This window comes from Actinospineispora eucalypti, from assembly GCF_039543365.1.
GTDB lineage: Bacteria > Actinomycetota > Actinomycetes > Mycobacteriales > Pseudonocardiaceae > Pseudonocardia > Pseudonocardia eucalypti.
Genome location: NZ_BAABJP010000015.1, coordinates 460,135 through 474,177 on the forward strand (window position 1 = coordinate 460,135; position 14,043 = coordinate 474,177).

Sequence of the window (14,043 nt, forward strand, 5' to 3'; positions counted from 1 at the left end):
TTCGTGATGGTACGTATTCAAACTGTTTCCCGCGGCCCTCCCGCAATCGTCGCTCTCTCCCGAGTGCTCCCGGACGCGCACACCCACCTTTGCTCTGCGTTGGAAAACGCAACATTCGGTGTACTGAATCGTTTCTTAGTGGATCTTTCGGGTGGGCCGGACGACGGCTGGGGAAGGCGCGTCCCCCGTACTCCGCGATCTGGGGCCGCGCGGCGCGGTTCTGCCGCGCGGGGCGGTTCTGCCGTCGCGGCGGTGCCGAGGCTGCCGGCGGTTCCGCGACTGCCGGCGGTTCCGCGACTGCCGGCGGTTCCGCGATTGCCGGCGGTTCCGCGATTGCCGGCGGTTCGCGGCCGGAGCGGTTCGCGGATGCAGCGGATTCGCGGCCGCGGGCCGCGCCCGTTCGGGTTTGTTTACCGCGTGTAGTCGCGGCGCGTCATCGAAGGCAAGCTCAGTCCGGTGGACAGCGTGATCAGATCGGACTCAGCTTGCACTCGGCGAACGGAGCAGCCCAGCTATGCGGCCTTACTGTCACCTCCGCCTCACTCGTCACGTGACCGTCACGCAGGGTGACGCTCAACCCGGGGATGCTCGCCGAGTGGCGGCACAGTCACCTTCTGGTCATGGATTGGGGGACTGCGCTGCCACTCGATGAAAGCGAACCCGGGAACCCGCACGCGCGACCACGCCCCGCGTTCGGAAGGCAACGGCCGCTGGATGTCGCATTTCTTGACGCAGAGCAAAGTGAGTGGGAGCGCGGGCCTGGGTGCTGGGGGAGCTAAAGAGGGAACTCCCGGGGGGTGCCAGACGGGGGGCGCGGTAGGGCGGCCGCCAGTGCGGTGAGCACGAGCGTTCACCGGGTCCTCGGCAACGCGCGTGGTCACCGCACTAGGCGGTCCACGGTGGACGGGGCGAAGTGCTCGTCGGCGGCCAGGGCGGCGATGCCGAGCAGGGTGGTGTTCTCCGCCGGGGGGCAGGCTTCGACCGACAGGCCGTCCAGTGCGTGGGTGTGCGCTCCGGCCAGCACGGTCTCGCGCAGCCCGGACAGGAAGGGTGGCAGCACGCCGAAGGCGCCGCCCACCCGGATGTGACGGGGGTTCACGATGGTCACCACGGTGGCCAGCACGGACCCGACCAACCGCCCGGCCGCCGACGTCACCCGCACCGCGTCCGGGTCGCCCGCCCGCACCCGGCCCAGCGCCTCGGCGGCCGAGCGGACCCCGTGCGCGCGCAGCTCGCGGACCACGGCCCGCCCGCTGGCCAGGGCGGCCACGCAGCCCCGGCGGCCGCAGTCGCAGCGCTCGTCGCGGCCCTCCACCCGGATGTGCCCGATCTCCCCGGCGCAGCCGGTCTCGCCCCGGTGCACCGCGCCGGAGATCACCACTCCGGCGCCGATGCCCGTTCCCACCTTCACCCCGACCAGCGCACCGGCCGGGTTGCCGAGGCCCCGGTACGCGCCGAAGGCCAGGGCGTTGGCGTCGTTCTCCAGCAGTACCGGCACCTCCAGCGACGCGAACGGCGTTCGCAGGGGGACTCCGCCCCAGTCCGGCATGGTCGGCGGGGCGTGCGTCACGCCGGCCCGGTGGTCGATCTGGCCCGGGACGCTCAGGCCGACCGCGGACAGCGTGGACTCCCGGCCGGTCTCGGCCAGCAGCCGGCGGCCGGCGGCGAGCAGGGCCGGCAGGGTGCGGTCGGGATGGTGGCCGTCCGGCAGGTCGGTGTGCGCCTGGGCCAGCACGGTCCCGGCCAGGTCGACCACGGCCAGCGTGGTGTGCCGCTGGCCGACGTCGGCGACCAGTGCGGTGCGGCCGATGTCGTTCACCGCGAGCAGCTCGGCCCGGCGGCCGCCGCTGGACTCGCGGTACCCGGCCGCGCGGACCAGGCCCAACCGGTGCAGCGCGTCCAGCCGCTCCACCAGGGTCACCCGGGACAGCCCGACCCGGACCCGCAGCTCCTCGCGGGTGAGCGGCCCGTCGGCGCGCAGCGCGGCCAGCACCTCACCGGCGGTACTCATTGACAACCACCTCCTCCCGGACTTATGTTCAGCGAGCTGACAGAAGTCTAGAGGGGACCCGATGACGCTGTCTCGCCGGCAAGCGCTGCGCGGGCTCGGCGTGGCTGCGCTTGCGGCCGGCGCCGGGGCACTGACCAGCGGCTGCGTCGGATTTTCTACCACCGGCGGGGCCGGCATGGTGCTGCTCTCCACCCAGTTCCGGCCGGTCGCCGAGGCGGAGAAATTCCGCGCGGCTTTGGCCAAGGCGGTCAGTGCGCCGGTCAGCTACGTGACCATCGAGGAGGGTCCGTTCGCCAGCCAGGTACGCAGCCAGGCGGCCACCGGGCGCACCCAGATGGGCCTGCTCGGCGGTTCACACTCCGACCTCGCGCCGCTCGCCCCGGACTTCCTGGAGCCGGTGGACGGGCTGCTGGCCGGGCTCGGCGACCGCGGCTTCCCACCGGAGTTCCTCGCGCTGGCCCGGTCCGGCACCCGGCAGACCTGGTACGTGCCGTGGGTGCAGGCCAGCTTCATCATGGCCGCCCACGAGCGGGCGCTGGCCGCGCTGCCCCCCGGCGTGGACCCGGAGAACCTCAGCTACGACGGCCTGTTGGACTGGGCGATCGCCGCGCGCCGGGCCAACGGGGGCCGCCCGGTGCTCGGCCTGCCCTGCGGGGCGAAGGGGTTGGTGCACCGGTTCCTGCAGGGCTACCTGCTGCCCTCGTTCACCGGCGGGCAGATCACCACGTTCCGAGGCCCCGAGGCGGTCGCGGCCTGGCAGTACCTGCGCGAGCTCTGGCCGAACTGCAACCAGGCCAGCACCGGCTACGAGTTCATGCAGGAACCGCTGGCCTCCGGCGAGGCGTGGATCGGCTGGGACCACGTGGCCCGGCTGGTGGACGCGCCGTCCCGGGAACCCCGGAGCTGGCGGATGCTGCCCGCCCCGCGCGGGCCGCGCGGCCTCGGCTACCTGGCGGTGCTGACCGGGCTGGCGCTGCCCCGGGGCGGCACCGACCCCCGGCTGGCCGGCCAGGTGATCGAGGCGCTGACCACGCCGGCCGCCCAGCTGGCCACCATGCGCGCGACCGGGTTCTTCCCCGTGGTGAAAGCCGAGCTGCCGGGTGATCTCCCCCCGGCACTGGCCATGGAGGCCGCCGCGGTGGCCCGGCAGCGGGCCGCGCCCGGCGCGCTCCTTTCCCTGCTCCCGGTCGGTCTGGGCAGCCGGGAGGGCGAGGTCAGCAAGGCGTTCAAGGACAGCTTCCGCTCGATCATCCTGGAGGGCGCCGACATCCGGCGCACGCTGGACGCGCAGGCCCGGGTGCTGCAGGGGCTGTTCGACGACCTGAAGGTGCCCTGCTGGTCCCCGGACCCGGCCGCCGACCTGTGCCGGGTCGGGTGAGCCGCATGCGCAACTCCCCCTGGCTGTTGCTGGCGCCGTCCCTGGTTTTCCTGGCCGCCCTGTTCGGCTGGCCGCTGGTCCAGGGCGTGCTCACCGCGTTCACCGGTCCGGACGGGTTCACCCTGGCGCACTGGTCACGCCTGTTCACCGACCCGTACTTCCCCCGCGCCGCGCGCAACACCGTGCTGCTCATCCTGTGCGTGGTGCCGATCCAGGTGGTGCTGGCGGTGGGCATGGCGCTGCTCGTGCAGGCGCGGCCCCGGTTCCGTGCGGTGCATTTCTACGTCTGGACGATCCCGCTGGCGGTTTCCGAGCTGGCCGCCGGGCTGGTCTGGCTGGCCATCTTCGACAACCGGGGCTACGTCAACTCAGCTCTGGTCGGGCTGGGCCTTTCCGAACACGGCGTGGCCTGGCTGAACTACCAGAACACCGCCGGCATGCTGCTCGCCGTCGCGCTGGCGGAGATCTGGCGGGCGACCTCGCTGGTGTTCGTGATCGTGGTCGCCGGGGTGCAGATGATCCCCCAGGACTTCGACGAGGCGGCCCAGGTGTTCGGGGCCAACCGCTGGCAGCGGCTGTGGCACGTCACGCTGCCGGCGCTGCTGCCCAGCCTGCAGGTGGCGCTGATCCTGCGCACCATCCTGGCGCTGCAGGCGTTCGCGGTGGCGCAGGCGCTCACCGGGCGGGACTTCCCGCTGCTGGTCGGCGAGACCTACCAGTGGTACGTCCAGCTGCAGAACCCGGCGGTGGCCAGCGCGGCCGCGCTGGTCGTGCTCGCCCTGTCCCTGGGCACGGCGGTCGGATACCTGCGCGTGATGCGCCGGAGCGCGGCATGACCCGGCCACCGATCGATCTCCGTCCGCTGCGCGCCCGCCGGTGCCGGGCCGCCGCCGTGCAGGCCGCGTGCGTCGCGGTGTCCGTGTTCATGGGCCTGCCCATCGTGCTGATCGGGCTGGCCGTCTCACCCGACACGCTGGGCAGCTTCGTCGGCGCCGTCGGAACGGTGCCGGCGCTGGGCAACTCGGTGCTGGTCGGGCTGTACACGGTGGCGCTGTCCCTGGTGGTCGGTGCGCCGGCCGGGTACGCGCTGGCCCGGCACGCGTTCCGGGGCCGCGACGCGTACCAGGTTTTCCTGCTGCTGGCCCGGGCGCTGCCGATCGTGGTGCTGTCCGTGCCGCTGGCCACCATGTTCCTGCGCCTGGGCGGCTACGACACGGTGTTCGCGGTGACCCTGCTGCACACCACGCTGGCCCTGCCGACCACGGTGCTGATCACGGCCAGCATCTTCGTCGCGGTGCCGCCGGACTACGAGGAGGCGGCCCGGGTGTTCGGCTGCACCCGGTTCGAGGCGGCGCGCCGGGTGGTCGTCCCGCTCGCGCTGCCCGGGCTGGCCGCGTCGTCGATCTTCACCTTCGTGCTGTCCTGGAACGAGGTACTGGGCGCCGCCGTGCTCACCATCGGGCACCGCACGCTGCCGGCGCAGGTGCTCGGCTCGCTGGCCGAGGCGCCCCAGGCGTACCGGTTCGCCGGCGGGTTCGCGCTGATCCTGCCCGCGCTGCTGTTCATCCTGGTGATGCGCCGCTACCTGGTGAACATGTGGGGAACGACGCTCCGATGAGGGATCACGATGGCTGATGTAGAGCTCCACGAGCTGGTCAAGACCTACCCGGGCGGCACCCAGCGGGCCAGCGACGCGGTGTCCCTGCACGTGGCGGACGGCGAGTTCATGGTGCTGCTCGGGCCGTCCGGCTGTGGGAAGACCACGCTGCTGCGCATGATCGCCGGGCTGGAGACACCGGACTCCGGGCAGGTGCTGATCGGCGGGCGGGACGTGACCTACGCCGACCCGCGCGGGCGCAACCTGTCCATGGTGTTCCAGTCCTACGCGGTGTTCCCGAACAAGCGGGTGGCCGACAACATCGGCTTCGGGCTGATGGTGGCCGGGCGGCCGGCCGAGGAGGTCCGCCGGAAGGTGGAGTGGGCCGCCGACCTGCTGGCACTGCGCCCGTACCTGGACCGCTACCCGGCGAAGCTGTCCGGCGGGCAGCGCCAGCGCGTCGCGGTGGCCAGGGCGATCGTGATGGACGCCGACGTGCTGCTGATGGACGAGCCGCTGTCCAACCTGGACGCGCTGCTGCGGCTGTCCTTCCGGGCCGAGTTGAAGAAGCTGGTCGGCGAGCTGGGCACCACCTGCATCTACGTCACGCACGACCAGCTGGAGGCGCTGTCGCTGGGCGACCGGGTGGCGGTGATGCGCACCGGACAGGTCGCCCAGTGCGGGCCGCCGACCGAGGTGTACGCGCACCCCGCCGACGAGTTCGTCGGCGGGTTCCTGGGCAGCCCGCCGATGAACTTCCTCACCGGCACGGTCACCGGGGACGGCGGGCGGCTGGACCTGGGCGGCGCGTCGCTGCCGGTGCCGGCCGCGCTGCGCTCCTTCGCCGGCAAACCCGTGCGCCTGGGCATCCGCCCCGAGGGGATCGCCCTGGGCGCCGGGCTGACCGCGGAGCTGGAGGTGCTGGAACCCCTGGGCTCGTCCACCCTGCTCACCGCCACCCTGGCCGGCCAGCGGGTGAAGATCTCCGCGCCGGCCGGGTTCCGCGCGGACCCCGGCGCCGAGCTGCGCGTCGCCCTGCCCGAGGACCAGTGCCGCTGGTACGACCCGGAGACCCAGTTGCTGTTGGAGACCGCTTGACGTCCGTGCACTACCCCGAGCCCACCCTGGCGGCCCGCGCGGCCCGCGTACTGCGGGACAACGACACCGGATCGGTGATCACCGCCGCGCCCCGGTTGTACCCGCACATGTGGAGCTGGGACGCCGCGTTCATCTCCATCGGCCTGGCCCACCTGCACGTGCGGCGGGCGATCGCCGAGCTGGACACGCTGTTCGCCGCGCAGTGGGCGGACGGCATGGTGCCGCACATCGTGTTCACCGGGCGGGACGGCTACTTCCCCGGCCCGGACCGGTGGGGCGTCCCGGACCCGGCGCCCGGCGTGCGCACGTCCGGCATCTGCCAGCCGCCCATCCACGCCATCGCGGTGCGCCGGGTGCTGGACATCGCCCGCGCCGGTGCGCCGGAGGACGCCGAGGCGGCGGAACGGTTCGTTTCCCGCGTGTGGGAGCCGCTGCTCGCCTGGCACCGCTGGCTGGCGCGCTATCGGGTGGACGCCGGGACCGGCCTGGTGACGATCGTGCACGGGTGGGAGTCCGGCATGGACAACTCGCCGCGCTGGGACGCCCCGTACGCGGCGGTGCGCCCCGGCCCCGATCTACCCCCGTACACCCGGGAGGACCTGCACCGGGCCGACCCCGGCGAGCGGCCCACCGACGCCGAGTACGACCGGTACCTGTGGCTGATCGAGGGCATGCGCCGGGTCGGCTACGACGCCGCCCGGGTGGTGGCGACGTCGGAGTTCCTGGTCGGCGACGTGTTCATCACCGGACTGTTCGCGCTGGCCAACGACGTGCTCGCCGAGCTGGGCGAGTCACTGGGCCACGAAACGGCCGAAGTGCGGGGCTGGGCCTCGGGGGCGCGCGCGGCGGTGGCCGCCGCCCGCTCGCCTTCGACCGGCCTGGCCCGGGACTACGACCTGCGCGCCGGCCGCTGGCTGGACACCGAGACGATCGCCGGATTCGCCCCGCTGCTCTGCGACTCGGGCGCCGAACTGTTCGAGCTCTGGGACTCGCCGCGCTGGGCCGGCAACCCGGACCTGGTGGTCCCCATCCCGCCGTCCACCAGCCCGTCGGCCACGGGTTTCGACCCGCGCCGGTACTGGCGCGGCCCGCAGTGGCCGGTGCTGGCCTGGTTGTTCGGCTGGTCGTTCCGCCGGCACGGATGGGCGCACCGCGCCGCCGCCCTGCGGGAAGCCGGGATTCGCCTCACCGACGGCGGCGCCTTCGGCGAGTACTACCACCCGTTCACCGGCGAACCGCTGGGCAGCGCCGACCAGTCCTGGACCGCCGCGGTGGTGCTGGACTGGGTGTGCGCCTGAGCTAACGACCGCCGGTCTTGGTGGACCAGAGGGCGCGCTTGTCGGTGGAGTAGATGACCACGTTGCCGTCGTCCTGCACGCCCAGCCAGGCGCCCGGGTTGGGCGCGGTGCCGGCGTTCCAGACCGGCTGGTTGGCCGCGTTGACCACGACCAGGTTGCCGTCGCCCTGCATGACCGCCTTGACCCCGCCCTTGCCGGTGGTCTGCGCGTTCCAGAGTGCCTGCGCGCCCTTGTAGAGCACGAGGTTGCCGTCCCGCTGCATGATGAACCGGTAGCGCTGGTTGGCCGACCGCACGAACTGGTCGGCGGCCAGCGTGCGGTTCGGGTCCATCCGGCCGATGATCATGTGCCGGGACCACAGCGGCACCTTGCCGCTGGAGTAGATCACCAGGTTGCCGTCGTCCTGGACGCCCAGCCAGGCACCCTGGTTCGGCGCGGTGCCCGCGTGCCACACCGGCTGGTTGGCCGCGTTGACCACGACCAGGTTGCCATCGCCCTGCATGACCGTCCGGGCGCCCTTGCCGGTGGTCTGCGAGCTCCACAGCGCGCGCCGCGCCGAGTCGTAGAAGACCAGGTTGCCGTCCGTCTGCTGGATCAGCGTGTAGCGGCCGTTCCCGGAGCGCACCGACTGGTTGGGGCCGAGGGTGGCCCCGGAGGCCAGGACCCCGGCGGGCACGGCCGATGCGACGGCGGGCACGGCGACCACCGGGGACAACGCCAGCGCGGCGGTGAGCAACACCTTGGCAAGCACGTCTGACCTCACTTCGGTTTCAACACGAACGGCTGAATGGCTCAACCGAAATGAGGGTCCGAAGGTTACGCCAGAGACACCGGCAACCGGTCCAAACCCCTGATCAACATGCTGTTGCGCCAGGTCAGCCCGGCCGGATCGACGGCAAGCCGGATCCGAGGGAATCGCGCTATCAGGGTACGGAAGGCGATCTCCCCCTCCAGCCGGGCCAGCGGCGCCCCGAGGCAGTGGTGGATGCCGTAGCCGAAGGCCAGGTGGCCGGAGGTGTCCCGGGCGAGGTCCAGCTCGTCCGGGCGGTCGAACCGCGCCGGGTCCCGGTTGGCCGAGGACAGCGAGACCAGCACCACCTCGCCGGCCGGGATCTCCACGTCGCCGATGGTCACCGGTTCCTTGGTGTGCCGGAAGGTGGCGGTGTTGAGCGGCCCGTCGAACCGGAGGAACTCCTCGACCGCCGCCGAGACCAGCCCGGGGTCGGCGCGCAGCTCGGCCAGCCGGTCCGGGTTGGTGAGCAGGCCCAGCATGCCGTTGCCGATCAGGTTGACCGTCGTCTCGTGCCCGGCGACCAGCAGCAGGAAGGCCATGGACACCGCCTCCCGCTCGGACAGCTGGTCGGCGTCCTCGGCGGCGGTCACGATCAACGAGAGCAGGTCGTCACCGGGCTGCTCGCGCTTGCTCGCCACCAGCGCGGTCAGGTATTCCGCCATGGCCATCCCGGCCGCCGCGCGCTCCTTGATCGGCTTCTGCGAGAGCAGCGTGTTCGACCAGTTGCGGAAGCTACCCCGGTCTTCCTCGCCCACCCCGAGGATCTGCGCGATCACCGTCATGGGCAGCGGGAAGGCGTACGCGTCGAGCAGGTCCAGCGTGGGCTGCCCGGCCCGCACCCGCGCCTCGATGGCGTCCACCAGGCTGTCCGCCGTGGCCTGGATGCGCGGCCGCAGCGCACTCACCGACCGTACGGTGAACCCCCGGTTGACCAGTTTGCGCAGCCGGGTGTGGTCGGGCGGATCCGTGCTCAGCATGTGCGCACTGATCGCCTCGCCGAACGCCAACCTCTGGCTCGGATCCGGCAGATGGCGCTCGATCACCGTGCTGAGCTGGGCGTTGTCCTTGGCCAACCGGGGGTCGTTGAGCGCGGCGCGCGCCTCCTCGTACCGGGTGACCAGCCAGATCGGCAGGCCCAGCGCGGTGGTCGCGCGCACCGCGGGGCGTTGCTCCCGCAGCACCGCGTACATCGCGTGCGGGTCGGCGAAGAACTCCTCGCCGAGGTGGACCGGCTCGCGTGTGGTGGACGTCATACGTACACCGTACGGGAGCGGCGGCGGTCAGCGCACGTCAATCTTCCGGGTAACGGGTGTCCAGGCTGAGCTTCTCCCACCTCTCCAGGTCGGCCAGCTGGCGCCGCAGTTTGTCCCGGATCCGGTTGACCGCCTCGGGGCCGAGCGGCAGGCGCAGCGGCGCGTCCGGCTCGTCCACCAGGCGGATCACCGCGTCGGCCAGCCGGCGCGGGTCGTTGGGCTGGCGTCCGTGCTGCCGGGAGAAGTGCTCGCGCAGGCGGCCGGCCGGGGTTTCCCGGTAGTCCTCGATGGGCTCCGAGAACTCCATCGACCGCCCGGTGAACTCGGTGCGGAACGGCCCCGGCTCCACGATGAGCACCCGGATGCCCAGCGCCCCGACCTCCCCGGCCAGCGCCTCGGACATGCCTTCCAGGGCGAACTTGCTGGTCGCGTACAGGGCGTGGCCAGGATTGCCGACCACGCCGCCCACCGAGGACAGCTGCACGATGTGCCCTTCGCGACGGGCGCGCATGTGCGGCAGCACCGCCCTGGTCACCGTGAGCACGCCCCGCACATTGGTGTTCAGTACCCGTTCGACCTGCTCGTCGGACAGCTCCTCCAGCGCGCCGACCAGGCCGTGGCCCGCGTTGTTCACCAGCACGTCGATCCGGCCGGCCCATTCGACCGCTTTGGCGACGGCCCCTTTCACCTGGTCGGCCTGGGTGACGTCGCAGGGCAGCGCAAGTACGTCGGCCGGGTGGGTTTCGGCGAGATCGGCCAGCGTCTCGGGGCGGCGGGCGGTGGCGACCACCCGGTCGCCGTGGGCCAGGACCGCCTCGGCCAGCACCCGGCCGATGCCGGCGGAGGCCCCGGTGATGAACCAGATTCGTGTCATGCCTCCAGCATGTGGTTAGCCGTGCTCAGAAGTCCAAGACATGTTTGAGCTTGGATTCATCGTGTTGGATTATGAATGGGTGGAGCTGCGCCAGCTGACCTACTTCGACGCGGTGGTCCGGCACGGCGGGTTCACCCGGGCCGCCGAGGCCCTGCGGGTGGCCCAGCCGGCGGTGTCGGCGCAGATCCGCCGGCTCGAGGCGGAGCTGGACGTGCAACTGCTGCGCCGCACCACCCGGCGGGTGGAGCTGACCGATGCCGGCGAGCTGGTGCTGGCCCGGGCCCGCCGCATGCTGGACGAGCGGGACGCGCTGCACGGCGACCTGGCCCAGGCGGCCGGCGCGCTGCGCGGGCGCGTTCGACTGGGCGCCATCCAGGCGGTCGGCCCGTTCGACCTGGGCGGCGCGCTGGCCGCGTTCCACGCGCGCTATCCCGACGTGGAGCTGCGGCTGCGCTCCGGCCCGGGCGGGCAGCTGGTCGGCGACCTGGACGCGGACCGCATCGACCTGGCCATCGGCCCGCTGCCGGACACCCTGCCGGAGCGGATCTCCCGGCTGCCCCTGTTCACCGACGAGCTGGTGCTGGTCACCGCGCCGACCCACCGGCTGGCCGGGCTCGGCTCGGTGCCGCTGACCGCGCTGCGGGACGAGCCGTTCGCCTGCCTGCCGGCGGACAGCGGGCTGCGCCGCATCCTGGACCAGGCCTGCGCGGCCGCCGGTTTCGCGCCCCGCGTGCCCTACGAGAGCACCAGCGTCCAGCAGATCCGCGAACTGGTAAGCCACGGCCTGGGCGTCGCCCTGCTGGCCCGCTCCGTGGCCACGGCCCCCGGCCGCCCGGTCACCACCCACTCGGTGTCCCCGACACCGATCGATCGCCCGATCGGCCTGCTCCACCTGCGCAACCGCCCACTGGCCCCGGCCGCCGCCCACTGCCGCGTCTTCCTACTCGCCTGGCCCCGCCCCGGTGATTCAGTGGGTCCAGCACTCTGATTCAGTGGGCTCAGCAGGGTGGTTCAGTCCGTTCAGCACGGTGATTCAGTGGGTCCAGCACGGTGATTCAGTCACGTTTGGCGGGGCGGCCGTTGCTGAACCGACTGAACCAGCGTGCTGAACGGACTGAACCAGCGTGCTGAACCCACTGAATCACCGTGCTGGACCCACTGAATCAGGGGTGGGAGGGGGCCGGGTACTGGCGGAGGTCGGCGGCGGCGTGGGCGCTGAAGATGGTGACCTCGTCGCCGTGGGTCGCCGCCAGCTCGCGCAGGCGGGACTGGTTGTGCAGGCGGGAGTGCTTGTTCTGCTGGACCAGTGACTCGAACAGCGCGACGCCGGCGGGCGCGTGCGGCTCGGGCGCCAGCTCACCCGGGTGGAAGTAGGCGTCGCCGGCGTGCAGCAGCCAGCGGTCACCGTCGCGAACCGCGACGCCGGCGTGACCCCGGCTGTGGCCGGTCAGCGGCACGATCAGGATGTCCTCGGACAGGCCGTCCAGCGGGCGGACCGCGTCGAAGCCGAACCACGGCTCGCCGCTGGTGTGGTACGGGCGGAACTTCGGCCCGTGGGCGAACTGCGCCGACCGGTAGCGGGACCGCTCGCCGGCGTCGGCCGGCGACCGCATCGCGTCCAGCTCGTCCTGGTAGACGTGCACGGTGACCTCCGGGAAGTCGGCCAGCCCGCCGGCGTGGTCCAGGTCCAGGTGGGTGGGCACGATGTGCCGCACGTCCTCGGGGCGGTAGCCCAGCGCCTTCAGCTGCTCCACCGCCGACTCCGCCCGGTCCAGCACCGGGTTCACCACCAGCAGGAACGCCTTGCCCAGCCACTCGGCCGGGCGATCGGTGGCCGGCAGGCCGACGCCGGTGTCGACCAGCACCAGGCCGTCCTCGGTCTCCACCAACAGGCAGTGGCACACCATCCGGGCGCGCCGCAGCAGCCCGGGGTCTCCGTCGATGAGCCGCCCACCGGGCGGCCGCATGGTCCCGCAGTTCAGGTGCCGTACCAGCATGCGTACATCGTACGCCAACCTTCTCCGGAGACAGTTGGACAGGTAGTGTCACACCGATGAAGCTGGGCATCTCGTTCCTGAAGCTGCATCCGGGCCGGTTCGCCGAGGTCACCCGGGAGGGCGAGCGGCTCGGCTTCGAGTCGGTGTGGCTGTCCGACCACCTGGTGTTCCCGGTGGACCTCGGCGGCGCGCCGTATCCCGGGGACAACGCCGACTCGCCGGCCGACACCGTGGTGAAGACCCCGTCCATGTGGGACCGCCCGCTGTTCGACACCACCGCCTACCTGTGCTTCCTGGCCGGCCAGACGTCCACGATCCGGTTCGGCACCTACGTCTACCTGCTCGGCCTGCGCCACCCACTGATCGGCGCGCGGGCCTTCCAGACGCTGGACGTGGTCTCCGGCGGGCGCGCCGAGGTGGGCATCGGGGCCGGCTGGATGGAGAGCGAGTTCGCCGCCGCCGGGGTCGACTTCCGCACCCGGGGCCGCCGGCTGGACGAGTGCATCCAGGTGTGCAAGCGGCTGTGGACCGAGCCCAACGTCGCCCACGAGGGCGAGTTCTACGCGTTCGACGGGGTCGGATTCGAACCGAAGCCGTCGCCGGCCATGCGCCTGCACGTGGGCGGCGAGTCCAGGGCCGCGATGCGGCGGGTGGCCCGGTACGGGAACGGCTGGATCGGCATGGAGCACACCCTCGAGTCACTGCCCGCCAAGCTCGCCGAGCTGGACCGGGCGTTGGCCGACGCCGGGCGTTCCCGGGACGAGCTGGAGATCTCCGTGGTGGGCGCCGCGCGGGAGCCGGACGACCTGAAGAAGTGGGCCGAGTTGGGCGTGCACCGGCTCATCCTGACCCCGTTCCGGCGCACCTCGACCGCGATCGAGGACATGCGCGATTTCGCCACCGGCATCGGCCTCGGAAAGTAATCGGTTAGGCCGTAAGCTCGCTGGTTATGGCCTCGACGGTGACCCAGGCAGACCAGCGGCTGCCGCATTACGTGGACCACGGCGGAACCGGTCCGGCGGTGGTGCTGTTGCACAGCTTCCTGATGGACGGCGAGATGTTCGAGCCTCAGGTCGCCGCGCTCGGCGGGTCCTTCCGGATGATCACGGTGGACGAGCGGGGGCACGGCGGGACGCCGGCCGAGGAGCCCTTCGACTACTGGGACGTGGCGCGCGACGTGCTGGCCCTGCTGGACTCGCTGGGCATCGAGCGGGCCGCCGTGGTCGGCACCAGCCAGGGCGGGTTCATCGGCATGCGGATCGCCCTGCTCGCGCCGGAGCGGGTGTCCGCGCTGGCCGTGCTCGGCACCTCGGCGGCGGCCGAGGACCCGGCGCTGGCCGACAGCTACCGCCAGCTGGCCCAGGCCTGGGCGGACAACGGCCCGGCCGACCAACTGCTGGACACGGTGGCCATGGTCTGCCTCGGCGACGCGCCGGCCGACCGCTGGAAGGCCAAGTGGCGCAAGGTGGACGCCGAGCGGTTCGTGCGCAACCTGCACACCCTGGTCGGGCGGGACAGCCTGCTGCGGCGGCTGGGCGACATCAGCTGCCCGGTGCTGGTGCTGCACGGCTCGGCCGACCGGGCCTACCCGGTGTGCCGGGCCGCCGAGATCGTCGAGGCGGTGCCGGGCGCGGAACCGTTGGTCGTGGTGGACGGCGGCGCCCACTTCCTCAGCCTGACCGACCCGGAGGCGGTGGAACCGCACCTGCGCGCGTTCCTCACCAAGCACTGTTAGATTATCCGG

13 protein-coding genes are annotated in these 14,043 nt (G+C 72.3%); 8 read left to right on the forward strand and 5 right to left on the reverse strand.

Annotation, left to right across the window (positions count from 1 at the left end; genetic code table 11):
• Nucleotides 1-877 precede the first annotated feature (877 nt).
• On the reverse strand, nt 878-2,011 hold the full coding sequence (locus ABEB12_RS18240; protein ID WP_185059225.1) for an ROK family protein: 1,134 nt from the start codon (nt 2,009-2,011) through the stop codon (nt 878-880).
• A 61-nt stretch (nt 2,012-2,072) separates the two neighbouring features.
• Between ABEB12_RS18240 and ABEB12_RS18245 the strand changes: the two genes are divergently transcribed.
• The 5 genes from ABEB12_RS18245 to ggh are packed head-to-tail and all read left to right on the forward strand — an operon-like array spanning nt 2,073 to nt 7,382.
• Nucleotides 2,073-3,389 (forward strand): extracellular solute-binding protein, encoded by a 1,317-nt coding sequence (locus ABEB12_RS18245; protein WP_185059224.1) that lies wholly within the window; start codon nt 2,073-2,075, stop codon nt 3,387-3,389.
• A 5-nt stretch (nt 3,390-3,394) separates the two neighbouring features.
• Complete coding sequence (locus tag ABEB12_RS18250) at nt 3,395-4,225, forward strand: ABC transporter permease subunit (RefSeq protein WP_185059223.1); 831 nt, start codon at nt 3,395-3,397, stop codon at nt 4,223-4,225.
• A complete protein-coding gene (locus ABEB12_RS18255; protein ID WP_185059222.1) occupies nt 4,222-5,007 on the forward strand; it encodes an ABC transporter permease subunit in 786 nt (261 codons plus the stop codon). Before ABEB12_RS18250 ends, ABEB12_RS18255 begins: the two co-directional genes overlap by 4 nt.
• Before the next feature lie 9 nt (nt 5,008-5,016).
• Nucleotides 5,017-6,084 carry an ATP-binding cassette domain-containing protein gene (locus ABEB12_RS18260; protein WP_185059221.1) on the forward strand — a complete coding sequence of 356 codons (1,068 nt, stop codon included), beginning with the start codon at nt 5,017-5,019 and terminating at the stop codon, nt 6,082-6,084.
• 5 nt (nt 6,085-6,089) lie between these two features.
• Entirely contained in the window at nt 6,090-7,382 is a 1,293-nt protein-coding gene (gene ggh / locus ABEB12_RS18265) for a glucosylglycerate hydrolase (protein WP_345702940.1), read from the forward strand.
• A 1-nt stretch (nt 7,383) separates the two neighbouring features.
• Here ggh and ABEB12_RS18270 read toward each other — a convergent pair whose 3' ends face one another.
• The 3 genes from ABEB12_RS18270 to ABEB12_RS18280 form a co-directional block, all read right to left on the reverse strand.
• Nucleotides 7,384-8,133, reverse strand: a complete 750-nt coding sequence (locus tag ABEB12_RS18270) for a curculin domain-containing protein (RefSeq protein WP_185059219.1) — start codon at nt 8,131-8,133, stop codon at nt 7,384-7,386.
• 65 nt (nt 8,134-8,198) lie between these two features.
• Nucleotides 8,199-9,428 carry a cytochrome P450 gene (locus tag ABEB12_RS18275; RefSeq protein ID WP_185059218.1) on the reverse strand — a complete coding sequence of 410 codons (1,230 nt, stop codon included), beginning with the start codon at nt 9,426-9,428 and terminating at the stop codon, nt 8,199-8,201.
• 37 nt (nt 9,429-9,465) lie between these two features.
• Complete coding sequence (locus ABEB12_RS18280; RefSeq protein WP_185059217.1) at nt 9,466-10,302, reverse strand: oxidoreductase; 837 nt, start codon at nt 10,300-10,302, stop codon at nt 9,466-9,468.
• 61 nt (nt 10,303-10,363) lie between these two features.
• Here ABEB12_RS18280 and ABEB12_RS18285 point away from each other — a divergent pair, with 61 nt between their 5' ends.
• On the forward strand, nt 10,364-11,290 hold the full coding sequence (locus ABEB12_RS18285; RefSeq protein WP_345702912.1) for a LysR family transcriptional regulator: 927 nt from the start codon (nt 10,364-10,366) through the stop codon (nt 11,288-11,290).
• 175 nt (nt 11,291-11,465) lie between these two features.
• Here the strand turns inward: ABEB12_RS18285 and ABEB12_RS18290 are convergent, their stop codons facing one another.
• On the reverse strand, nt 11,466-12,299 hold the full coding sequence (locus ABEB12_RS18290) for an MBL fold metallo-hydrolase (protein WP_185059216.1): 834 nt from the start codon (nt 12,297-12,299) through the stop codon (nt 11,466-11,468).
• A 56-nt stretch (nt 12,300-12,355) separates the two neighbouring features.
• Here ABEB12_RS18290 and ABEB12_RS18295 point away from each other — a divergent pair, with 56 nt between their 5' ends.
• Both ABEB12_RS18295 and ABEB12_RS18300 read left to right on the forward strand, forming a co-directional pair.
• On the forward strand, nt 12,356-13,222 hold the full coding sequence (locus ABEB12_RS18295) for a TIGR03619 family F420-dependent LLM class oxidoreductase (RefSeq protein WP_185059215.1): 867 nt from the start codon (nt 12,356-12,358) through the stop codon (nt 13,220-13,222).
• A 26-nt stretch (nt 13,223-13,248) separates the two neighbouring features.
• Nucleotides 13,249-14,034, forward strand: a complete 786-nt coding sequence (locus tag ABEB12_RS18300) for an alpha/beta fold hydrolase (RefSeq protein WP_185059214.1) — start codon at nt 13,249-13,251, stop codon at nt 14,032-14,034.
• Nucleotides 14,035-14,043 lie beyond the last annotated feature (9 nt).